The sequence below is a fragment of the Microbacterium sp. HA-8 genome (assembly GCF_046111165.1).
Taxonomy (GTDB): domain Bacteria; phylum Actinomycetota; class Actinomycetes; order Actinomycetales; family Microbacteriaceae; genus Microbacterium.
In genome coordinates this window covers 3,508,860-3,529,621 of the sequence record NZ_CP162025.1, presented here as the reverse complement: position 1 = coordinate 3,529,621, position 20,762 = coordinate 3,508,860, and the positions used below count along the sequence as shown (strand labels likewise).

Below are 20,762 nucleotides of genomic sequence, written 5' to 3'. Positions count from 1 at the left end.
AGGGCGAAGGGATCAGGCCTGCACGATGCCGGCGGCGAGGGTCGCGCCGTCGGCGGGGTGGATGACGAGGAACGAGCCGCCGTCGCGGCTGTCGCGGTAGGCCTCGAGCGGCAGATCGGCGGCCAGCCGCAGGGTGGCGCGGCCGATGTCGTTGGCGGCGAGGGCGTCGGCGGGTGTGTGCACGAGCGCGTCGAGGTCGTAACGCGACGTGATCTGCTGCACGATCGCCTGCACGGTCGCGGTGCCGTGCTTGACGAGCACGCGCGCGCCCGTCGTCAGCGCCCGCGCGTCGAGCTGGAACAGCTCGGCCTCGAGCGTGCGCCGCGGCTGCGGCAGCGACCCCGGCGTGACGACGAGCGCGCCGCGGGCGGCGTCGATGTCGTCGGCCAGGCGCAGCGCGACCGAGGTCGGGGCGATCGCGGCGTCGACCTCGGCGCCCGCGACCTCGACCCCCACGACCGTCGTCTGCACGCCGCTCGGGAAGATCTCGACGGCATCGCCCACGCGCACCTCACCCGAGGAGATGCGTCCGGCCACCGCGCGATAGTCGCGGTAGCGCTCCGCGAGCGCGGGGTCGGCGGCCAGCTCCGGGCTGAGTCCGCCCTGCGGGCGCAGGACGAGCTGCACCGGCAGACGGAACGGGTCGTCGGCGCTCTCGAGGTCGTCACGCGCGGGCAGAGTCTCGAGCAGTTCGAGCAGCGCCGGGCCGGTGTACCACGGGGTGTGCGGCGAACGCTCGACGATGTTGTCGCCCTCGAGGGCCGACACCGGCAGCACGTGCAGATCCTCGATGCCCAGGCCCTCGGCGACGCGGCGGACGTCCGCCTCGACCGGCGCGTAGGCGTCCTCCGCGTACGCCAGCAGGTCGATCTTGTTGACCGCGACGACGACGTGCGGCACGCGCAGCAGCGCGATCACGGCGAGGTGGCGGCGGGTCTGCTCGAGCACGCCCTTGCGTCCGTCGATCAGCACGATGACAGCATCCGCCGTCGTCGCGCCCGTGACCATGTTGCGGGTGTACTGCACGTGCCCCGGGCAGTCGGCGAGGATGAAGCTGCGGGTGCCCGTGGCGAAGTAGCGGTAGGCGACGTCGATCGTGATGCCCTGCTCGCGCTCGGCGCGCAGGCCGTCGGTGAGCAGGGCGAAGTCGAACCCCGTGCCGTGGGCGAACCCCCGCTCGGCGGATGTGCGCGCGACCTGCTCCAGCTGGTCGGCGAGGATCGCCTTCGAGTCGTGCAGCAGTCGCCCGACGAGCGTGGACTTGCCGTCGTCGACCGAGCCGGCCGTGGCGAAGCGGAAGAGCGTGGATGTCGCGGTCGACACGGTCGCGGTCATCAGAAGTACCCGTCCTTCTTGCGATCCTCCATGGCGGCCTCCGAGATGCGGTCGTCGGCGCGGGTGGCGCCGCGTTCGGTGAGGGTCGAGCGCGCGACCTCGGCGACGACGGATGCTGTCGTGACGGCATCCGATTCGACCGCTCCCGTGCAGCTCATGTCGCCGACCGTGCGGTAGCGCACGACACGGCGCTCGACGGTCTCGTCGGGGCGGGGCTCCGAGACCTCGCCGACGGCGCGCCACATGCCGTCGCGGCGGAACACCTCGCGCTCGTGCGCGAAGTACAGCGGCGGCAGCGGGATGTCTTCGCGCTCGATGTAGCGCCAGACGTCGAGCTCGGTCCAGTTCGAGATGGGGAACGCGCGCACGTGCTGCCCGGGCGTGTGGCGCCCGTTGTACAGGCTCCACAGCTCGGGGCGCTGGTTGCGCGGATCCCACTGGCCGAACTCGTCGCGGAGCGAGATGATGCGCTCCTTGGCCCGCGCCTTGTCTTCGTCGCGGCGGGCCCCGCCGAAGACGGCGTCGTGCCGGCCCGCGGCGATCGCGTCGAGCAGGGGCAGCGTCTGCAGCGGGTTGCGGGTGCCGTCGGCGCGCTCGTGCAGTCGGCCGTCGTCGATGTAGTCCTGTACGCGGGCGACCTCGAGGCGGATGCCGAGGCGGGCCACGGTCTCGTCGCGGAACGCCAGCACCTCAGGGAAGTTGTGGCCGGTGTCGACGTGCAGCACGGGGAAGGGCACCCGGCCCGGCCAGAACGCCTTGGCGGCGAGGTGCAGTACGACGACGGAGTCCTTGCCGCCCGAGAACAGCAGCACGGGGCGCTCGAACTCGGCGACGACCTCGCGGATGATGTGGATCGCCTCCGCCTCGAGCAGGTCGAGGGCGTCGCGGTGCGGTGCGGGCGCCGGGGCCGGCTCAGGAGCCGTGGTGGTGGAGAGCGAAGTCATACGTGCAGCCCGCATTCGGTCTTGCCCAGTCCTGCCCAGCGGCCGGATCGGGGGTCTTCGCCGGGGGCGACCGGCTGGGTGCACGGCTCGCACCCGATGGAGGGGTAGCCGTTCGTGACGAGCAGATTGACCGGCACGCGATAGGTGCCCGCGTAGGCGAGGAGGTCGTCGAAGGTCCACGCCGCGACGGGGTTGACCTTGACGAGGCCGTTGCGCTCGTCCCACGTCACGAGGGGGGTGAGGGTGCGCGTGGGTGCCTCGTCGCGGCGCACACCCGTGAACCAGACCTCGTATCCGCCGAGGGCGTCGTGCAGCGGCTCGACCTTGCGGCGCGCGCAGCACAGCGCGGGGTCGCGGGCGTAGAGCTTCTCGCCGAACTCGGCGTCCTGCTCGGCGACGCTCTGCTGCGGCAGCACGTCGACGATGCGCACGTCGAGGGCGCGCTGGACCTCGTCGCGCGTCACCCGCGTCTCGGCGAAGTGGTAGCCGGTGTCCAGGAACAGCACGTCGACCCCGGGGAGCTGCTCCGCGACGAGATGGGGCAGCGCGGCATCGGCCATCGAGCACGCGACGGCGGCAGCATCCACCCCGAAGTTCTCGGCGACCCAGCGCACCACCTCGGCCGGTGAGGCCTCGTGGTCGGTCAGGCTGCCGAGCTCGGCGTTGCCGCGTTCGGCGAGCGCGCGCAGCTCGTCGGCGGTGCGCTTGCTCGTCGCGCGGGGGGCGAGGGTGACGGTCACTGCAGGGCCTCCTCTTCGGCGCGGTGCGCCCACTGGGCGAAGGTCTCGTCCGAGCTCTCGTCGCGGTCGTCGAGGAACCGGCGCACGACACGCTCGGTGTAGTCGGCGATGCCGTCGGCGGCCACCTTGAGGCCGCGGACGGTCCGCCCGAGGCCGGGGTTCTCGCGGTCGCGCGATGCGAGCCCGCCGCCCAGGTGCACCTGGTAGCCCGGCACCTGCTCGCCGTCGATCGTGACGAGCTGACCCTTGAGGCCGATGTCGGCCGTCTGGATGCGCGCGCACGAGTTGGGGCAGCCGTTGACGTGCAGAGAGAGCGGATGCGGCAGGTCGAGGCCGTCGAGGCGCTTCTCGAGGTCGAGCACGGCCTGCGTCGCATAGCCCTTGGTCTCGACGATCGCGAGCTTGCAGAACTCGATACCCGTGCACGCGATGGTCCCGCGGCGGATCAGGCTCGGCCGCGCGCTCAGGCCCAGGCGATCGAGCTCCGCGACGAGCGGCTCGACGTTCTCCTCGGGCACATCGAGGACCACGAGCTTCTGGTGCGGCGTCGTGCGCAGACGGTGCGAGCCGTGCGCCTCGAGCACGTCGGCGAGCTCGGTGAGCACCGGACCGGACACGCGTCCCACGATCGGGGTGACGCCGATGTAGAAGCGACCGTCCTTCTGACGGTGGACGCCGACGTGATCGCCGGGGGTCGCAGGCTTCGGGGCCGCGGGGCCATCGGGAAGCGGCTCGGTCAGGTACTCGGTCTCGAGCACGTGACGGAACTTCTCGGGCCCCCACTCCGCGAGCAGGAACTTCAGACGGGCCTTGTTGCGCAGGCGCCGGTATCCGTAGTCGCGGAAGATCTGCGCGACCCCGTGCCACACCTCGGCGACCCGGTCGGGTGCGACGAAGGTGCCCAGGCGCTCGCCGAGGCGCGGGGCGGTCGAGAGGCCGCCGCCCACCCACAGGTCGTAGCCGATGCCGTACTCGGGGTGATCGATCGCGACGAAGGCGACGTCGTTGATCTCGTGCACGACGTCCTGGCTCGGATGTCCGGTGATCGCGGACTTGAACTTGCGCGGCAGGTTGGCCAGCGACTCGTCGCCGATGAATCTCCCCGTGATCTCGTTGATCTGCGCGGTGGGGTCGATCAGCTCGTCGGCGGCGATGCCCGCGACCGGGGAGCCGAGCACGACGCGCGGCACGTCGCCGCAGGCCTCGGTCGTGCCGAGCCCGACTGACTCGAGCCGGCGCCAGATCTCCGGCATCGCCTCGACCTGGATCCAGTGCAGCTGGATGTTCTGCCGGTCGGTGAGATCGGCGGTGTCGCGTCCGAACTCGGTCGAGATGCCGCCGATGACGCGCAGCTGCGCGGTGGTCAGCTGCCCGCCGTCGATGCGCACGCGGAGCATGAAGTACTCGTCCTCGAGCTCGTGCGGCTCGAGTGTCGCGGTGCGGCCGCCGTCGATGCCGGGTTTGCGCTGGGTGTACAGGCCCCAGACCCGGAATCGGCCGTGCAGGTCGGTGGGGTCGATGCTTGCGAACCCGCCCGCGGCGTAGATGTTCTCGATGCGATCGCGGACGGAGAGGCCGTTGTCGACCTGCTTCCACTCCTCGTTGCCGTTGAGCGGAGCGGTGCCGTCGATCTTCCACTGCCCGTTCGGCTTCGTCGAGGGCCTGGCAGGCCGGGCGCGTGCGCCCTCGGCGGCGGGCGGTCGTGTCGCCGTTGCCGCGGGGGCCGGGGCGGCCGGGGTGTCCGTCGTGTCAGAAGTCACAGCATCCTCTTCGCGCAGTCGTTGAGGGTCGCCGGGGTATGGCGATCTTCCGACGGTACGTGAGGCGCGCCGAGGAGGCGATTTCGGGTGACCCCTGCCGTTACGCGGCGTAGCAATCCGTCACATTCGGCCGGCGGCGCACGCGGTCCGCGCGCGTCCGGAGGCCGTCGAAGGGCATCCCTTGGATGCATGTCATCTGGCATGTACTCTCGGTCGTATGCCGGATGACGCCACCGACCCGATCGATGCCATCGCCGCCGCGTTGTCGCGTCTGCGGGGACGGCAGGGTCGCAGAATCTCGGCGGATCCGCGTTTCTTCGGCGTCGACGGGCGCGGTCGCAAGGGGGGCGGGTCGGCGGGTGCGGTGCATTCCGGGCCACCCGCGCCCGGTGGTCCGCTCTCGCACGGCGGCCATGTCGCCCACAGCGGTCATGGTGCTCACGGGGGTCATGGTGGCCACGGCGGCTGGGGTGACGCGATGGCGAGCCGCATGGCGGGGGTCGCGAGACTGCGGCTGCTCGAGACGCTGGAGGCAGCATCCACCGCTCTCAGTGTGAGCGCGATCGCCGACGCGATCGGTGTGGATCAGCCCCGCGCCAGCCGACTCGTGCAGCAGGCGGTCGAGTCGGGCAACGCGCGCCGCGACGACGACCCCGAGGACGCGCGGCGCACCCTCATCGCCCTGACGGAGGCGGGTCGGGCGCTCGTGCGCGGGATCCGCGATGAGCGTCGCAGCGCGGTCGAGACGGCGCTCGAGGGCTTCGACGCGGCCGAACGCGAGCAGCTCGCCGCCCTGCTGACCCGGCTCGCCGCGGCCTGGCCCCGCCCCGCACCCTGACCGCTGCTCGCGGGCTCGCGGGATCCTTCGGGGGATGCTGGGGCCAGCGTGGGGCTCGCCTGTCGCCTTTTGCGGGTGTTGCGCATACGGACCCGCAGTTCGCGACAGGGGAACCACCCGAGCGCCGCTCAGCGGACGGCGTGCACCGGTGCGGTCGCGCGCACCGGAAGCAGGAGCAGCAGGCCGACCAGCAGCACGAGCACGATGCCGAGGATGCCGAAGTACGCCTCGCCCGAGATTCCCACGAACAGCGCGAACATCGTCGGCGCAAGGAACGACACGGCGCGCCCGGTCGTGGCGTAGAGGCCGAAGACCTCGCCCTCGCGGCCCGGCGGGATCATGCGCGCGAGAAAGGTGCGCGAAGCCGACTGCGCGGGACCGACGAAGAGCGTCAGGGCGAGACCCGCGGTCCAGAAGACGATCTGCCCGCCGTCGTGCAGGAAGAACACCAGCAAGCCCGACACCACGAGCCCCGCCAGCGCGACGACGATCACGGGCTTCGCGCCGACGCGGTCATCGAGCGCGCCGACCGCGATCGTCGAGATCCCGGCCACGACGTTCGCGGCGATCGCGAAGATGATGACCTCGCCCGCCGAGAAGCCGAAGACGGATGCTGCCAGCACGCCGCCGAAGGTGAACACTCCCGCGAGGCCATCGCGGAAGACCGCGCTCGCCAGCAGGAACCACACGGTGTGGCGGCTCTCGCGCCACAGTCGCGCCACGTCCCGTCCGAGGCGCGCGTAGGAGGCGAGAAAGCCGATGCGCTCGCGGGCGGTGCCCGCGCCGCGGTACTCGGGAACCGCGAAAAGGACCGGCAGGGCGAACAGCCCGAACCACAGGGCGGCGACGATCATCGACAGCCGCACGTCGAGGCCGTTGTCGCCGGGCAGGCCGAACAGGCCCTGGATGAATCCGAAGTACACGATCAGCAGCAGCACGATGCCGCCGACGTACCCCATGCCCCAGCCGAACCCGCTCACGCGGCCGATCGTGCGTGAGGTCGAGACCTGCGTCAGCATCGCGTTGTAGTTGACGCCCGCGAACTCGAAGAACACGTTGCCTGCCGCGACCAGCAGCAGGCCGAGCCACAAGAAGGAGGGGTCCGGCTCGATGAAGAACATCGCCAGCGTGATCGCGACGACGACGTAGGTGTTCACGGCCAGCCACAGCTTGCGTCGCCCCGAGGTGTCGGAGCGCTGCCCCGTCACCGGCGCCAGCAGCGCGATGAGCAGACCCGCCCCGGCGAGGGCCCAGCCCAGCTGCGCCTCGACCGTGCCTTCGGGGCCGAAGCTCGAGCTGGTGAGGTAGACGGTGAAGACGAAGGTCGTCACGACAGCGTTGAACGACGCCGAGCCCCAGTCCCAGAGTCCCCACGCGATGACGCGGCGGCGGCTGGTGCGGTCGGGGGCGTCGCTCATGTGCGGCACGGTATGGCCCTTCGGTGAACGGCGGGTGGCCCGGCGCCGCCGCGGCGCGGCGCGCGATCAGGCTATCGCTGCCGTCGCTCCAGAAAAGTTGAGCCCGTTCATATCAAGTTCATTTGACAGCTTCCCCGCCCCTGAGTACTGTTGAGTGCAGACGGCTCAACCTCGTGTCGAGTCGATCGCAGACTTCCGCAGAAACACCGAATCGGCAGCATCCCGCTGCGGTTCATACGAAGGAGAGACAATGCCCCGTGCAGTAGGAATCGACCTCGGCACCACGAACTCTGTCGTGAGCGTGCTCGAGGGCGGCGAGCCCAAGGTCATCGCGAACGCCGAGGGCCTGCGCACGACCCCGTCGGTCGTCGCATTCACCAAGGACGGCGAGGTGCTCGTCGGCGAGACCGCCAAGCGCCAGGCCGTCACCAACGTCGATCGCACCATCGCGAGCGTCAAGCGCCACATGGGCACCGACTGGACCTTCGCCGTCGACGACAAGAAGTGGACGCCGCAGGAGGTCTCGGCGCGCATCCTCGGCAAGCTCAAGCGCGACGCCGAGGAGTACCTCGGCGACACCGTGACGGATGCTGTCATCACGGTCCCCGCGTACTTCAACGACGCCGAGCGCCAGGCCACGAAGGAGGCCGGCGAGATCGCGGGTCTGAACGTGCTGCGCATCATCAACGAGCCCACCGCGGCCGCGCTCGCGTACGGCCTCGACAAGGGCAAGGAGGACGAGCTCATCCTCGTCTTCGACCTCGGTGGCGGAACCTTCGACGTCTCGCTGCTCGAGGTGGGCAAGGACGACGACTTCTCGACGATCCAGGTGCGCGCGACGGCCGGCGACAACCGCCTCGGCGGCGACGACTGGGACCAGCGTCTGGTCGACTACTTCATCACGCAGTTCAAGAACACGACCGGTGTCGACGTCTCGAAGGACAAGATCGCCCTGCAGCGCCTGAAGGAGGCCGCGGAGCAGGCGAAGAAGGAGCTCAGCTCCTCGATGTCGACGAGCGTCAACCTGCCGTACCTCTCGCTGACCGAGAACGGCCCGGTGTCGCTGTCCGAGACCGTGAGCCGCGCCAAGTTCGAGGACCTCACGAAGGACCTGCTCGATCGCACCAAGAAGCCGTTCGAGGACGTCATCCGCGAGGCCGGCATCAAGGTCGGCGACATCGACCACGTCGTGCTCGTGGGCGGTTCGACCCGCATGCCCGCCGTGGCCGAGCTCGTCAAGCGCGAGGCCGGCAAAGAGGCGAACAAGGGTGTCAACCCCGATGAGGTCGTCGCCGTGGGCGCCGCGCTCCAGGCCGGTGTGCTGAAGGGCGAACGCAAGGACGTCCTGCTCATCGACGTCACCCCCCTGAGCCTCGGCATCGAGACCAAGGGCGGCATCATGACGAAGCTCATCGAGCGCAACACGGCCATTCCCACCAAGCGCAGCGAGACCTTCACGACGGCCGACGACAACCAGCCGTCGGTGGCGATCCAGGTCTTCCAGGGCGAGCGCGAGTTCACCCGCGACAACAAGCCGCTCGGCACGTTCGAGCTGACCGGCATCGCGCCGGCGCCGCGGGGCATCCCGCAGGTCGAGGTCACCTTCGACATCGACGCGAACGGCATCGTGCACGTGTCCGCCAAGGACAAGGGCACCGGCAAGGAGCAGTCGATGACCATCACGGGCGGCTCGTCGCTGCCCAAGGAGGACATCGAGCGCATGGTGCGCGAGGCCGAGGAGCACGCCGCCGAAGACAAGAAGCGCCGCGAGTTCGCCGAGGTGCGCAACCAGGCCGAGACCCTCGCCTACTCGATCGACAAGCTGATCGCCGAGAACGCCGACAAGCTGCCCGAGGACGTCAAGACCGAGGTGCAGGGCGATGTCGACGCGCTCAAGACGGCGCTCGCCGGCGAGGACGATGAGGCCGTCAAGGCCGCGTTCGACAAGCTGAACGCCAGCCAGGGCAAGCTCGGCGAGGCGATCTACGCGTCGCAGGCCGCGCAGCAGGCTCCGGATGCCGGGGCCGACGCTCCGGCGGGCGACCAGGGCTCGCAGCCCTCGGCCGACGAGGACGTCGTCGACGCCGAGGTCATCGACGACGAGGACGAGAAGAAGTAACCATGGCAGACAAGGACGCAGACCAGCCGCAGGAGCCCGAGGTTCCCGACACTGGTGAGGCGACGTCCGCTGCCGCGGGGCCGGAGGAGAACTCCTCCGGCCCCGCGCCGCAGGCGGACGAGTCGCTCACCGTCGACGACATCCTCGGTGCGGCGCAGACCGACGACGCCGCGGCAGAGGACGCCGTCATCGCCGACCTGGAATCGGCGCTGCTGAGCGACCTCAAGCGCCTGCAGGCCGAGTACGCCAACTACCGGAGGCGCACCGAGGAGCAGCGCGAGCGCGAGATCGAGCGCGCCAAGGGCGAGGCCGTCAAGGGCCTGCTGCCCGTGCTCGACGACCTGGACCGCGCCGAGAAGCACGGTGATCTCGACGAGGGCACCCCGTTCGCGGCGATTGCGGTCAAGGTGCGCGGGGTCGCCGAGCGCCTGGGCGTGACCGCCTTCGGCGAGGCCGGCGAGGCCTTCGACCCGCAGCACCACGAGGCGATCTTCCAGCAGCCCATGCCGGGCACCACCGAGCCGACCGTGCTCGAGGTGGTCGAGGTCGGCTACCGCCTGGGTTCTGTCGAGCTGCGCCCCGCGAAGGTCGTGGTCGCCGCTCCGGCGGACTAGGCCGAGGAGGCGACGATGGCCAGTCAGGACTGGTTCGACAAGGACTTCTACAAGACGCTCGGCGTCTCGAAGGACGTCAGCGAGGGCGACCTCAAGAAGGCTTACCGCAAGCTCGCGCGCACCTACCACCCGGACTCCAATCAGGGTGATGCCAAGGCCGAGGCGACGTTCAAGGAGATCAGCGAGGCCTACTCCGTGCTCTCCGATGCCGAGCAGCGCAAGGAGTACGACCAGATCCGGGCGATGGGCTCGGGTGCCCGCTTCACGGCGGGCGGCACCGGCGGTGCCGGGGGTTTCGAGGATGTCTTCAGCATGTTCGGCCAGGGTCGCGGCGGTCGCCCGGGCCGGGGCCAGAGCGCGGAGGACTTCGACGACATCTTCTCGATGTTCAACCAGCAGCAGGGAGCCGGGTTCGGTTCGGGCCGGTTCGGTCAGCCCAGCGGCGGCTTCCGCGGCTTCGGCGGCCCCACGCGCGGCGCCGATGTGACGGCCCGCACGACGATCGACTTCCTCACCGCGACCAAGGGTGAGACGATCACCCTGCAGGGCGAGGACGGCCAGCCGTTCAAGGTCAAGATCCCGGCGGGTGTCTCGGACGGGCAGAAGATCCGACTGCGCGGCCGGGGACGCCCGTCGCCCGATGGTGGTGAGACCGGCGACATCGTCGTGCAGGTGGCCGTGCGCCCGCATCCCGTGTTCGTGCGTGACGGTCTCAATCTCCGGGTGACGGTTCCCGTCACCTTCACCGAGGCGGCGCTGGGCGCGACGATCGAGGTGCCCACGCTCGGCGGCGACCCCGTCAAGCTTCGGGTCGCGCCGGGCACCCCGTCGGGACGCGTGCTGCGGGTCAAGGGTCGCGGCGTGCAGACCGCGAAGGGCACCGGCGACCTGCTCGCCGAGGTGCAGGTGGCCGTGCCTTCGCACCTCGACGATGCGGCCCGCGAGGCGCTCGAGCGCTTCCACGAGCTGGAGCCGAAGGAGAACCCGCGCGCCGACCTGATGCAGAAGGCGCGCGGCTGAGATGACCGAGAACAGGACTCGCGCCCAGAACAGGACGAACACCGCTGATTCGGTCCTGTTCTCGGCGCTTCTCCTGTCTTCGGGACGCCGGGGGTGGATGTGATGGACGAGATCGACGAGGACGCCCCGATCTTCGCGATCGCGGTCGCCGCCGAGCTCTCCGGCATGCACCCGCAGACCCTGCGGCAGTACGACCGACTCGGACTCGTCGTGCCCGCCCGCACGCGTGGCGGATCGCGTCGGTACTCCACGCGACACGTGGAGCAGCTCCGCGAGGTCGCGAAGCTCTCGAGCGAGGGCGTGAGCCTTCCCGCGATCGCGCGGCTGCTGCTGCTCGAAGAGCAGGTGCACGACCTCACCCGCCGCGTGCGCGATCTCGAGCAGCAGCTGCAGGCCGAGCGGCAGGCGCGCCCCGGATCCCGTGTCTTCGCGGCCGGAGTGTCGGGGTCGGTGATCACCCTGCGCGCCGGCGCCCGGGTGCCGCGCGCGACCGACGTCGTGCTGTATCGGCCGCGGCATCCGCAGCCGCCGGCGGACTGAGAGCCTCGCCGCCGTTCGCTGAGCCCGGCGCGGGATGCTGCCCTCAGGCGGCCGCGACGAAGGCCCGGTAGTCGGCGAGCGAGAGCTCGGCATAGGCGTACGACCAGGTGACGACCGCCTCGGCCACCGCCCTGCCGCCGCCGACGTATCCCGCGACGACGGGTGCGTTCGGCGACTGCCCGTGAGCGCGCGCGAGCACGGTGGCGCAGGCATCCGCGTACCGGCGGAAGGGCGCCGCCTCCAGCGTCTCCATGTCGATGCCGCCCTTCATGTCGTGGAACTGCCGCACGTAGTAGTCGCGCTCGCCGTTGTAGCGGAAGTGCCCGAGGAACGGATCCGACACGGCCTGCAGGATGCGCTGCAGCGCGACGACACGCGCGCCCTCGCCGTGCGCCTCGACGTAGCGTGTGATCGCGGCGGGCTGGTGGATGCCGCCGTACTCGGAGAGGACGCTCTGCGTCGCCTGCTTCGACTGCAGCAGCAGCGCGTTGCCCTCGCCGTCATCGAACGCGGTCAGGTGACACCGGGTGCCGACGCTCCCGACGCCGACGACCCGCCGGGCGATGTCGCTGACCCCGTACTGCTGCAGCAGCATCCAGATGTCGACATTGACGGTGCGCAGGTAGGCGCCGATCAGCTCGTGCACCTGATCCTCGAGCTCGGGTTCGACGTGCGTCATCGTGGGCGGTCGCTCGAGGAAGCGCAGTCGCCCGTCGCCCGTGCGCTCGGTCAGCTTGCGGGCGGCGCGCTCCGCCGTGCGCTTCTCGGCGTCGCGCCGGGCCGCAGCGAGGACGGACCGAGACTCGTCGTCGAGCTGCGACTCGCCCGCGTCGGGGGAGAGGTGCTCGAAATAACGCTGGAGCGGACTGCGCCGCGAACCCGCGCGCAGGGCGGTCGCGTACGTGCGCACGGCGGAGGTCGCAGCATCCCGGATCACGCCGTCGGCGTGCCCGGCGGCCTGCCCCGCGATGACGATGCTCGTGACGAGGCGCTTGAGGTCCCACTCCCAGGGTGCCCAGGCGGCTTCGTCGAAGTCGTTGAGATCGAAGACCAGCGTGCGCTGCGGGCCGGCATAGAAGCCGAAGTTGGCGACGTGGGCGTCGCCGCACGAACCGACGAGGATGCCGGAATGCGGATCCTGCGAGAGGTCGGCCGCCATGATCGCGGCCGTGCCGCGGTAGAACGCGAACGGGCTCTGCGCCATCCGCTCGGTGCGGATGGGCAGCAGCTCCTGCAGGCGGTCGGCGTTCTGCCGGGCGAGGATGCCGAGCGGATCGCGCCCTCTGGTGGTCAGTCCCGCGAGCGCGTCGCGGGGCACGATCGATCGCGTCGACCGGCCCGCAGATGCGTGCATCTCCCGGCTGGGCAGGGGCGCCCACCCCGGGCGTCGGGGCAGCGTGTCGCGCTCGGCGGCTTCGGTCATGTGCACATCATCCCGCGCCTGCGCGCCCGCACGCGCGTCAGTCGTCGTCGATCTCGAGCGGTCCTGCGGTGAGACGGATCAGCTCGTCGGCCTCGGCGCAGAATCCCTGCAGGCGCTCGAGCAGCTCGGGCAGCGACGTGGAGCCCAGCAGCGCGTAACGATCGAGGGTCTGGATCGGCGCGATGCCCGCGAGCTGCCAGGCCGCGACGACCGGGTCGTCCGAGAGTTGTTCGTCGACCGACCACGGCACGTCGACGTATTCCGACGCCGTCGCGAGCAGGCGCCGCACGCATCTCTCGGCCTGGCGGTGCATGCCGGCGAGGTCATCCGACCAGGTCAGCGGGGGGATCTCCCGCACCTCGGCGCGGGGGTAGGGGTCATCGTCGAGCCAGCGCTCGACCTCGATGCGGCGCCCGCCCGTGGCGACCACCATGATCGAGGACTCGAGCTCGCGGTACCCGCGGACATGCGCGACCGTACCGCGCGAGAAGCGCTGGTCGCCGCCGCCCACCTCGGTGCCCCGCTCGATCAGCACGACGCCGAACTCCGCGTCGCCCGCCATGACATCGGCGAAGAGCGCGCGGTACCGCGGCTCGAAAATCCGCAGCGGCAACGGCATGCCCGGGATCAGCACCGATCCGAGCGGGAACATCGGCAGGGTCGCCATCCCCCCAGCGTGCCACCGGTTCGAGGGGGCAGGGGCGGTTCGGGCCGGATCAGGCCGGGTCGATGCGCAGCACGCCGGGCGCCTCGCCGACCTCGAGGTCGTCGATGAGGCGGATGCTGCGCGCGAGCTCGTCCAGGGGCGCGGTCACCGTGCCGAATCGCTCACGGTCACTGCACACGGCGTTGATGGTCACGAAGTGCGCGCCCGTGTCCCACGTGTAGGTCGCGAAGGGCGGCGTGCGCGGGTCCTTCGGCAGATCGATGACGAGACGCTCGCCCGCGCCGAGGTGGCGGCCGACGAACGTCTCGGTGTCGTCGTACTCCATCGGCATCATCGCGCGCGCGGCGCGCAGCTGCGACGTCGCCTCCTGCACCTGCGCCATGACCACGACGAGCTCCGGGTCGTCCTTCCACACCCACACGAGCACGCGCCCCGCGGCGCGGCGCATCAGCAGGGGCGCCGCCTGGCTCATCGCCCACGCCGCGAAGCCCGACCCGGGCCGCTCCGGCGCCCCCATCGCGCGACCGGCCTGGCCCAGCAGCATCCCGATCGCCGCTTTGCGGTGGCGGCGGCCCTTGAAGCCGAGCGATCCTGTCACGGGCACCCAGCGGGTGGTGTCGGCGTCGGCCTGCAGTCTCGGCATGAAACCAGGGTAGGCGGGATGCGGTCGCCGCACATCCGCGGATCGCCTCGCGCCTCGAGGGTCAGCGGGGGCCGCTCGGGTAGAGTGGCGACGCGCATGCACCACCCGTGCGACCCCCGTCCGCCGCACAGTTAGGCACCCGCATCCCGTGAGTTCCCCCGAGACCCACGGCGCGTCGCAGGGCACGGAACTGCCCGAAGCGGCCGCCGCTGCCGGGGCCCCGGCATCCGCCCGCGGCCTCACGATCGTGATGGGGTGCGACACCTTCGCGCCCGACGTCAACGGCGCCGCCCGGTTCAGCGAACGCCTCGCGGCGGGGCTCGTGGCCCGCGGACACGACGTGCACGTCGTGGCGCCCAACCGGGTCTACCGTCGTGCGTCGCCCGCGGTCGAGCAGATCGAGGGCGAGCCCGTCATCATGCACCGGCTGCCGTCGGTGCGCTGGCCCCCGCACGACTGGCTGCGCTTCGTCTGGCCCTGGCGCTCCAAGCACTATGCCCGGCGCGTGCTCGACGAGGTGCGGCCCGACGTCGTCCACATCCAGTCGCACATCGTGATCGGTCGCGGCCTCGCCCGCGAGGCGCACAAGCGCGGCATTCCGATCGTGGCGACCAACCACGTGATGCCCGAGAACATCCTCGACTTCACGACGCTCCCCCCGGTGCTCGACCGCCTCTTCGTCAAGCTCGCGTGGGACGATGCGGCGCGCACCTTCGCCCTCACCCGCGCCGTGACCACACCGACGCGCAAGGCGGCCGACTTCCTCGAAGCCGCCATCGACATCGACGGGGTCGTCCCGATCAGCTGCGGCATCGACGCGGCGAAGTACACCGCCGACCTCTCGCCCCGCGATCGCCACCGCGTGCTGTTCGTCGGCCGGCTCACGCGCGAGAAGCAGATCGATCAGCTGCTGCGCGCGGTCGCCGCCCTCGACCCGGCGCTGGACGTCGACGTCGAGATCGTCGGCGGCGGAGACCAGCGAAAGCACCTCGAGCAGCTCGCGGAGCAGCTCGGCATCGCCGACCGTGTCGTGTTCCACGGTCGTGTCGACGACGACGAGCTGCGGCGCATCTACACGCGCGCGAGCGTCTTCGCGATGCCTTCCGTCGCCGAGCTGCAGTCGATCGCGACGATGGAGGCCATGGCGTCGGGGCTGCCCGTCGTCGCCGCCGACGCGATGGCGCTGCCGCACCTGGTGCGCGAAGGTGACAACGGCTACCTCTTCGACCCGGCGAGCATCGACGAGCTCACCGCCGCGCTGACGCGGGTGCTCACGGCCGATCCCGATGAGCGGCGGCGCCTGCAGCAGGCATCGCTCGACGGGGTGAAGATCCACGACATCGATCGCACGCTGCGCACGTTCGAGGCGCTCTACCGCGGCGAGCCCGTCGAGGGCTGACTCCGTGCACTCCGACGCCCCGCGGCGCATCGCGCTGGTCTGCGACTATTCGCTGGACTACCTGGGCGGTGCCCAGAGCGCGTTCCTCGACGAGGCGCACCTTCTGCGCGCGCGGGGGCACGAGGTCACGATCGTCGCGCCCGTCGGTGCCTTCGCCTCGGTGCTGCGGCCCGCCGTGGGCGCTGACGACGCGATAGGGAGTGGCGACGCCGTGGGGGGTGGCGACGCGGCGGGGGCACATTGGCGCCAGGCCTGGCTGCGCGCGGGCGGCGACATCGTCGCGGTCTACGCGCCCCTCACGGTGCCCGGTGTCGATCTGCCCGTCATCCGCAACTCGCGGATGCTGCGCTCCCGCCTGCGCGCCGAGTTCGCGGCACGCCGCATCGAGGTCGTGCACGCCCACTCCGAGTTCGGCTTGACCGCCGCGGCGGTGTCGTCCGCGCGCGCCCTCGGCCTGCGCACGGTGCAGACCGTGCACACCTTCTTCTGGCAGGCCGTCGTCCCCGCGCCGGCGACGCGCATCGCCGCCGGCGCCGTGCGCGGATTCGGCCGGTGGCTGCGCGGATTCCCCACCTCCCACGACGCGCTCGCTCCCGCCGCTCTGGACTCCGCACTGCGCAATCTCACGCTCTCGATGGCGCGGCGGGTCGATCTGGTCGTGTCGCCGTCCGCGCATCAGGCCGAGCGCCTGCGCGCGGCGGGACTGCGCCGCGTGAGCGTCGTGCCGAACGCCGTGGCCTCGATCGGCCCCGCGGGCGAGCCGCTCACCGCGATCGACGCTCCCCTGCGGATCGTGTGGGTGGGACGCCTCGTGGCCGAGAAGCGCCTGCTCGAGTGGATCGACGCGGTCGCGCGGGCGTGCGCGGCCCTCGGGCCGGATGCGCTGGTGGTCGAGATCATCGGGGAGGGGCTGCTCCGCGGCGAAGCCGAGCGGCGAGCGGGGGGACTGCCGATCGTGTTCGCGGGGCGTCTCGAGCGCGGTGAGGTGCAGCGGCGCATGCGCGGCGCGCACCTGGTGGCGCTGACCTCGCACGGTTTCGACAACCAGCCCGTCACGATCGTCGAGGCGCTGCACGCCCGGCGCGGGGTTTTCTACGTCGATCCGGCGCTGACCGAGGGGGTCGCGATCGCGGGGCTGCGCGCCGCGGGCCCGGACGTCGAGGCGATGGCCGCTCTGCTGGTCTCGCTCGCGCGCGACCCGGCACCCGTCGTGCGCGCCTCAGAGCAGGCGGCCGACGGTGCGCGGGACTTCGATCCCGAGACCCATGTCACGCGCCTGCTCGACGTGTACGCGGGCGGCCGGACCGCCTGAGGCGGCGGGGCCCGCGTCGCGGACGTCGGGCACGCGTGCGGGGTCCGTCGGAACGCGGCCGTAGCCGTCGGTGAGGACCGCGCGGAGGGTGGCGATGATGCCGCCGATCGCGGCGAGGGCGAGGAGTGCGAGGAGAACGGTCATGGCAGACACGCTACGATTGACGCCATTCTGCCACGAGCGGCAGAATGGCCATGGGTCGTAAGATTTCTGCCACACTCCGGGAGGCTCCGCATGCAGACCGTCGCCGTCATCGTGCAGGACGGGTTCGCGCCCTTCGAATTCGGGCTCGCGTGCGAGGCCTTCGGTCTCGACCGCTCGGATGACGGCATCCGCCCCTTCGACTTCCGCATCTGTGCCGCCGAGCCCGGGGTGATCGGCTCGAATCTCGGGTTCTCGATCAACGTCGAGCACGACCTCTCGTTCGCCGAGACGGCGGATCTGGTCGTGGTGACGCCCGTTCCGCGGGCGACGTGGGGGAGCATCGACGAGCGGATCGCTGAGGTCGTGCGTCGCGCGGCCGCCCGCGACGCATGGCTGCTGAGCGTGTGCAGCGGCTCGTTCGTGCTGGCTGCGGCGGGTGTGCTCGACGGGCGCCGGGCGACGACGCACTGGAAGTACGCCGACACGATGGGCCGGATGTACCCGCGGATCGAGGTGGATCCCGATGTTCTGTACGTGCAGGACGGCAAGGTCATCACGAGCGCCGGCACCGCCGCGGGGCTCGACGCCTGCCTGCACCTGTTGCGACAGGAGCTCGGCGCCGAGGTCACGAACACGATCGCGCGGCGCATGGTGGTGCCGCCGCAGCGCGACGGCGGGCAGGCGCAGTTCATCGCCGCGCCGCTGCCCCCGGTCGCCTCGCTCTCCCTGGCCCCCGTCACGGACTGGATGCTGCAGAATCTGCGCGTCGAGCTCACCGTCGATCAGCTCGCCGCGCGGGCGCACATGTCGCCGCGCACCTTCGCCCGCCGGTTCAAGGCGGACTTCGGCGCGACGCCGGCGGCGTGGCTCGCGAGGCAGCGGGTGCTGCACGCCCAGCGGCTGCTGGAGAGGACAGACCTCGGGCTCGACCGCATCGCGGACGAGTGCGGATTCGGGTCGGCCGCCGTGCTGCGGCAGAACTTCGCCCGGGTGCTGGGCACCACGCCGACGGCGTACCGCGCGACCTTCTCCTGCGCCGTCCCGGCTTGAGCGGTCGTGCGGTAGCGGGTGGCCGGGGTGCGTGCCATTTTCGGTCAACATTCCGGAGTTGCCTACGCGGCAACGGCCCGAGGGTGCCCTGCCGGCCGTTGTGCGCGCATGTCTCCGGAATGTTGACCGCCTACGGATGGGTACTCCCTGTGCCGGGCATCATCTGCGCCGGCGGGGCATTGCCGGATCCGTGCGCGCGATGTAAACTTGAGTCTGTAAGGCTCAAGTTTCTGCGAGCCCATGGATTCAGCGAGAACGGACCATCATGCAACCCGGCCAGCAGCCTCAGGAAGAGCAGCAGAGCGCCCTCGAGCAGTTCGGCATCAACCTCACCGAGCGCGCCAAGGCGGGCAAGCTCGATCCGGTCATCGGGCGCGACAGCGAGATACGGCGCGTCAGCCAGGTGCTCACGCGCCGGACCAAGAACAACCCCGTCCTGATCGGTGAGCCCGGCGTCGGAAAGACCGCGGTGGTCGAGGGGCTGGCCCAGCGCATCGTCGCGGGCGACGTCGCCGAGTCCCTCAAAGACAAGGAGCTCATCACTCTCGACATCTCGGCGCTCGTCGCCGGTGCGATGTACCGGGGGCAGTTCGAAGAGCGACTCAAGAGCGTGCTGAAGGAGATCACCGAATCCGAGGGTCGTGTCATCACCTTCATCGACGAGCTGCACGTGCTGATGGGGGCGGGTGGCGGCGAGGGATCTGTCGCGGCATCCAACATGCTCAAGCCGATGCTCGCCCGCGGCGAGCTGCGCCTGATCGGCGCGACGACGCTCAACGAGTACCGCGAGTTCATCGAGAAGGATGCCGCGCTGGAGCGCCGCTTCCAGCAGGTGTACGTCGGCGAGCCCAGCGTCGAGGACACGGTCGCGATCCTGCGCGGGCTGAAGGAGCGCTACGAGGCCCACCACAAGGTCGCGATCGCCGATGCCGCGCTCGTGGCCGCGGCATCCCTGTCGCACCGGTACATCCCGAGCCGGCAGCTGCCCGACAAGGCCATCGACCTCATCGATGAGGCCGCGTCGCGGCTGCGCATGGAGATCGACTCCGCGCCGCTCGAGATCGACGAGCTGCGCCGGCACGTCGACCGGCTCAAGCTCGAAGAGCTCGCGCTGAAAAAGGAGAAGGACGACGCGTCGAAGGAGCGGCTGGCCAAGCTCCGGGAAGACCTGAAGGTGCAGCAGGCTCGCCTGGGCGAGCTGCAGGCGCGGTGGGAGCGTGAGCGCGCGTCGCTGAACCTCGTCGGCGACCTCAAGACCAGGCTCGATGCCGCGCGCGTCGATGCCGAACGCGCCCAGCGCGAGGGCAACCTGGAGAAGGCGTCGCGGCTGCTCTACGCCGAGATCCCGGCGCTGGAGCGGCAGCTGATCGAGGCCGAGCGCGCCGATGCGTCGACTGACGGCGAGGGCCGGATGGTCAATGACCAGGTCACCGACGAAGACATCGCGGCGGTCATCGCGGCCTGGACGGGGATCCCCGTCGGCCGGCTGCTGCAGGGCGAGACCGAGAAGCTGCTGCACCTCGAGGCCGAGCTCGGCAAGCGCCTGATCGGGCAGAAGGAGGCGGTGAAGGCCGTCTCGGACGCCGTCCGTCGCTCGCGGGCGGGCATCAGCGACCCGAACCGTCCGACGGGCTCGTTCCTCTTCCTCGGCCCGACGGGTGTCGGCAAGACCGAGCTGGCGAAGGCGCTCGCGGAGTTCCTCTTCGACGACGAGCACGCCATGGTGCGCATCGACATGTCGGAGTACGGCGAGAAGCACTCCGTCTCGCGCCTGGTCGGTGCCCCTCCCGGGTACATCGGATACGAGCAGGGCGGTCAGCTGACCGAAGCCGTGCGGCGGCGTCCGTACTCGGTCGTGCTGCTGGACGAGGTCGAGAAGGCTCACCCCGAGGTCTTCGACGTGCTGCTTCAGGTTATGGACGACGGGCGCCTGACCGACGGTCAGGGCCGCACGGTCGACTTCAAGAACGTGCTGCTCATCCTGACGTCGAACCTCGGCTCGCCGATCCTCATCGACCCGACGCTCTCGCTCGAGCAGAAGCGCGAGGCCGTGCAGGGGCTGGTGCGCCAGGCGTTCAAGCCCGAGTTCATCAACCGGCTCGATGACATCGTGATCTTCCAGGCCCTCACGCAGGACGACCTGGCTCAGATCGTCGAGCTGGCCGTGTTCGCGCTGCAGCGCAGGCTCCGCGATCGCCGGCTGACGCTCGCGGTCACCCCCGACGCCAGGGCGTGGCTCGCCGAGCGCGGGTACGACCCCGTGTTCGGTGCCCGTCCGCTGCGCCGACTGATCCAGTCCGAGATCCAGGACCGCCTCGCGATGGCGATCCTGGGCGGCGGGGTGCGCGACGGCGACGTCGTGCGGGTGGACGTCGCCGCCGACGGGTCCGCGCTCGTGCTGACCAGCGACGGGCCGGCGGCGACAGCATCCCCGTCATCCGATGACGATGTCATCGAGGCGGAGCTGATCGAGGACTGACCCCGGCGGCCCCGGCCCGGGCCCGCCCGACCCCGACCGCCCGGCCGCCCGCACCCGGCCGCCAGCCCGCGAACCCACATTTTTGCAGCCAGCCACCAATCGACGTGTGGTGGCTCGCTGCAAAAATGTGGGTTCGGTGGGTAGCGGGAGGGTGGACGTCGCCGGGGAGCAGGGGCGTGGGTGAGCGCGGGGCGGCGGATGGAGGGCGCCGGGAAGCGCCGGGCGCGCGGGGGCGTGGAGCTTCGACCGCGCGCGCCGCCGCCGGTAGGGTGGCCGGGTGATCGAGAGCACAGAGCGGGGGGATGCTGTGGCCACAG

18 protein-coding genes are annotated in these 20,762 nt (G+C 70.9%); 9 read left to right on the top strand and 9 right to left on the bottom strand.

All coding sequences use genetic code 11. The annotated features are described in order from the left end of the window. Positions 1-12: 12 nt before the first annotated feature. Genes AB2L57_RS16855 through AB2L57_RS16840 form a run of 4 tightly spaced genes read right to left on the bottom strand, consistent with a single transcriptional unit; the run spans position 13 to position 4,779 of the window. Entirely contained in the window at positions 13-1,335 is a 1,323-nt protein-coding gene (locus tag AB2L57_RS16855) for a sulfate adenylyltransferase subunit 1 (protein WP_409047638.1), read from the bottom strand. After that, positions 1,335-2,279: a sulfate adenylyltransferase subunit CysD gene (gene cysD, locus AB2L57_RS16850; protein WP_409047637.1), complete on the bottom strand. Its 945-nt coding sequence runs from the start codon at positions 2,277-2,279 to the stop codon at positions 1,335-1,337. Before cysD ends, AB2L57_RS16855 begins: the two co-directional genes overlap by 1 nt. After that, positions 2,276-3,019: a phosphoadenylyl-sulfate reductase gene (locus AB2L57_RS16845; protein ID WP_292812961.1), complete on the bottom strand. Its 744-nt coding sequence runs from the start codon at positions 3,017-3,019 to the stop codon at positions 2,276-2,278. Before AB2L57_RS16845 ends, cysD begins: the two co-directional genes overlap by 4 nt. Then, positions 3,016-4,779, bottom strand: a complete 1,764-nt coding sequence (locus tag AB2L57_RS16840; RefSeq protein ID WP_409047636.1) for a nitrite/sulfite reductase — start codon at positions 4,777-4,779, stop codon at positions 3,016-3,018. Before AB2L57_RS16840 ends, AB2L57_RS16845 begins: the two co-directional genes overlap by 4 nt. Before the next feature lie 217 nt (positions 4,780-4,996). Here AB2L57_RS16840 and AB2L57_RS16835 point away from each other — a divergent pair, with 217 nt between their 5' ends. Continuing rightward, entirely contained in the window at positions 4,997-5,617 is a 621-nt protein-coding gene (locus AB2L57_RS16835) for a MarR family winged helix-turn-helix transcriptional regulator (RefSeq protein ID WP_409047635.1), read from the top strand. Positions 5,618-5,745: 128 nt separating this feature from the next. Here the strand turns inward: AB2L57_RS16835 and AB2L57_RS16830 are convergent, their stop codons facing one another. After that, a complete protein-coding gene (locus tag AB2L57_RS16830; protein WP_409047634.1) occupies positions 5,746-7,035 on the bottom strand; it encodes an MFS transporter in 1,290 nt (429 codons plus the stop codon). Between the two features lie 250 nt (positions 7,036-7,285). On the opposite strand from AB2L57_RS16830, the gene dnaK reads away from it, so the two are divergent. The 4 genes from dnaK (at position 7,286) to AB2L57_RS16810 (ending at position 11,328) form a co-directional block, all read left to right on the top strand. After that, on the top strand, positions 7,286-9,154 hold the full coding sequence (dnaK, locus tag AB2L57_RS16825; RefSeq protein WP_409047633.1) for a molecular chaperone DnaK: 1,869 nt from the start codon (positions 7,286-7,288) through the stop codon (positions 9,152-9,154). A 2-nt stretch (positions 9,155-9,156) separates the two neighbouring features. After that, complete coding sequence (locus AB2L57_RS16820) at positions 9,157-9,768, top strand: nucleotide exchange factor GrpE (protein WP_409047632.1); 612 nt, start codon at positions 9,157-9,159, stop codon at positions 9,766-9,768. Between the two features lie 15 nt (positions 9,769-9,783). Continuing rightward, positions 9,784-10,788, top strand: a complete 1,005-nt coding sequence (locus AB2L57_RS16815; protein WP_292812949.1) for a DnaJ C-terminal domain-containing protein — start codon at positions 9,784-9,786, stop codon at positions 10,786-10,788. Between the two features lie 102 nt (positions 10,789-10,890). After that, the gene (locus tag AB2L57_RS16810) at positions 10,891-11,328 is read left to right on the top strand and encodes a heat shock protein transcriptional repressor HspR (RefSeq protein ID WP_409047631.1); all 438 of its coding nucleotides are present in this window, start codon (positions 10,891-10,893) and stop codon (positions 11,326-11,328) included. 43 nt (positions 11,329-11,371) lie between these two features. Here AB2L57_RS16810 and AB2L57_RS16805 read toward each other — a convergent pair whose 3' ends face one another. The 3 genes from AB2L57_RS16805 to AB2L57_RS16795 are packed head-to-tail and all read right to left on the bottom strand — an operon-like array spanning position 11,372 to position 14,061. Continuing rightward, positions 11,372-12,751 carry a DUF2252 domain-containing protein gene (locus AB2L57_RS16805; protein WP_409047630.1) on the bottom strand — a complete coding sequence of 460 codons (1,380 nt, stop codon included), beginning with the start codon at positions 12,749-12,751 and terminating at the stop codon, positions 11,372-11,374. Between the two features lie 37 nt (positions 12,752-12,788). Beyond that, positions 12,789-13,418, bottom strand: coding sequence for an LON peptidase substrate-binding domain-containing protein (locus AB2L57_RS16800; protein ID WP_409047629.1), 630 nt, complete (start codon positions 13,416-13,418; stop codon positions 12,789-12,791). Positions 13,419-13,467: 49 nt separating this feature from the next. Beyond that, entirely contained in the window at positions 13,468-14,061 is a 594-nt protein-coding gene (locus AB2L57_RS16795) for a hypothetical protein (RefSeq protein WP_409047628.1), read from the bottom strand. 250 nt (positions 14,062-14,311) lie between these two features. Between AB2L57_RS16795 and AB2L57_RS16790 the strand changes: the two genes are divergently transcribed. Both AB2L57_RS16790 and AB2L57_RS16785 read left to right on the top strand, forming a co-directional pair. Then, a complete protein-coding gene (locus tag AB2L57_RS16790) occupies positions 14,312-15,460 on the top strand; it encodes a glycosyltransferase (protein ID WP_292812966.1) in 1,149 nt (382 codons plus the stop codon). 4 nt (positions 15,461-15,464) lie between these two features. Next, a complete protein-coding gene (locus AB2L57_RS16785; RefSeq protein WP_409047627.1) occupies positions 15,465-16,772 on the top strand; it encodes a glycosyltransferase family 4 protein in 1,308 nt (435 codons plus the stop codon). On the opposite strand, the gene AB2L57_RS16780 is transcribed toward AB2L57_RS16785, so the two are convergent. After that, positions 16,680-16,916 (bottom strand): hypothetical protein, encoded by a 237-nt coding sequence (locus AB2L57_RS16780; protein ID WP_409047626.1) that lies wholly within the window; start codon positions 16,914-16,916, stop codon positions 16,680-16,682. The genes AB2L57_RS16785 and AB2L57_RS16780 overlap by 93 nt on opposite strands. A gap of 90 nt (positions 16,917-17,006) precedes the next feature. Between AB2L57_RS16780 and AB2L57_RS16775 the strand changes: the two genes are divergently transcribed. Then, positions 17,007-17,966 (top strand): GlxA family transcriptional regulator, encoded by a 960-nt coding sequence (locus tag AB2L57_RS16775; RefSeq protein WP_409047625.1) that lies wholly within the window; start codon positions 17,007-17,009, stop codon positions 17,964-17,966. 265 nt (positions 17,967-18,231) lie between these two features. Continuing rightward, on the top strand, positions 18,232-20,445 hold the full coding sequence (locus tag AB2L57_RS16770) for an ATP-dependent Clp protease ATP-binding subunit (RefSeq protein ID WP_409047624.1): 2,214 nt from the start codon (positions 18,232-18,234) through the stop codon (positions 20,443-20,445). The last annotated feature ends 317 nt before the right edge of the window (positions 20,446-20,762 follow it).

Excerpts from the sequence above, each read along its gene's own strand:
- AB2L57_RS16795 (WP_409047628.1), bottom strand. The coding sequence starts at position 14,061 with ATGCCGAGACTGCAGGCCGACGCCGACACCACCCGCTGGGTGCCCGTG.
- AB2L57_RS16815 (WP_292812949.1), top strand. The coding sequence starts at position 9,784 with ATGGCCAGTCAGGACTGGTTCGACAAGGACTTCTACAAGACGCTCGGC.
- AB2L57_RS16805 (WP_409047630.1), bottom strand. The coding sequence starts at position 12,751 with ATGACCGAAGCCGCCGAGCGCGACACGCTGCCCCGACGCCCGGGGTGG.
- AB2L57_RS16790 (WP_292812966.1), top strand. The coding sequence starts at position 14,312 with ATGGGGTGCGACACCTTCGCGCCCGACGTCAACGGCGCCGCCCGGTTC.
- AB2L57_RS16800 (WP_409047629.1), bottom strand. The coding sequence starts at position 13,418 with ATGGCGACCCTGCCGATGTTCCCGCTCGGATCGGTGCTGATCCCGGGC.
- AB2L57_RS16835 (WP_409047635.1), top strand. The coding sequence starts at position 4,997 with ATGCCGGATGACGCCACCGACCCGATCGATGCCATCGCCGCCGCGTTG.
- AB2L57_RS16775 (WP_409047625.1), top strand. The coding sequence starts at position 17,007 with ATGCAGACCGTCGCCGTCATCGTGCAGGACGGGTTCGCGCCCTTCGAA.
- AB2L57_RS16780 (WP_409047626.1), bottom strand. The coding sequence starts at position 16,916 with ATGACCGTTCTCCTCGCACTCCTCGCCCTCGCCGCGATCGGCGGCATC.
- AB2L57_RS16820 (WP_409047632.1), top strand. The coding sequence starts at position 9,157 with ATGGCAGACAAGGACGCAGACCAGCCGCAGGAGCCCGAGGTTCCCGAC.
- dnaK (WP_409047633.1), top strand. The coding sequence starts at position 7,286 with ATGCCCCGTGCAGTAGGAATCGACCTCGGCACCACGAACTCTGTCGTG.
- AB2L57_RS16855 (WP_409047638.1), bottom strand. The coding sequence starts at position 1,335 with ATGACCGCGACCGTGTCGACCGCGACATCCACGCTCTTCCGCTTCGCC.
- cysD (WP_409047637.1), bottom strand. The coding sequence starts at position 2,279 with ATGACTTCGCTCTCCACCACCACGGCTCCTGAGCCGGCCCCGGCGCCC.
- AB2L57_RS16810 (WP_409047631.1), top strand. The coding sequence starts at position 10,891 with ATGGACGAGATCGACGAGGACGCCCCGATCTTCGCGATCGCGGTCGCC.
- AB2L57_RS16770 (WP_409047624.1), top strand. The coding sequence starts at position 18,232 with ATGCAACCCGGCCAGCAGCCTCAGGAAGAGCAGCAGAGCGCCCTCGAG.
- AB2L57_RS16830 (WP_409047634.1), bottom strand. The coding sequence starts at position 7,035 with ATGAGCGACGCCCCCGACCGCACCAGCCGCCGCCGCGTCATCGCGTGG.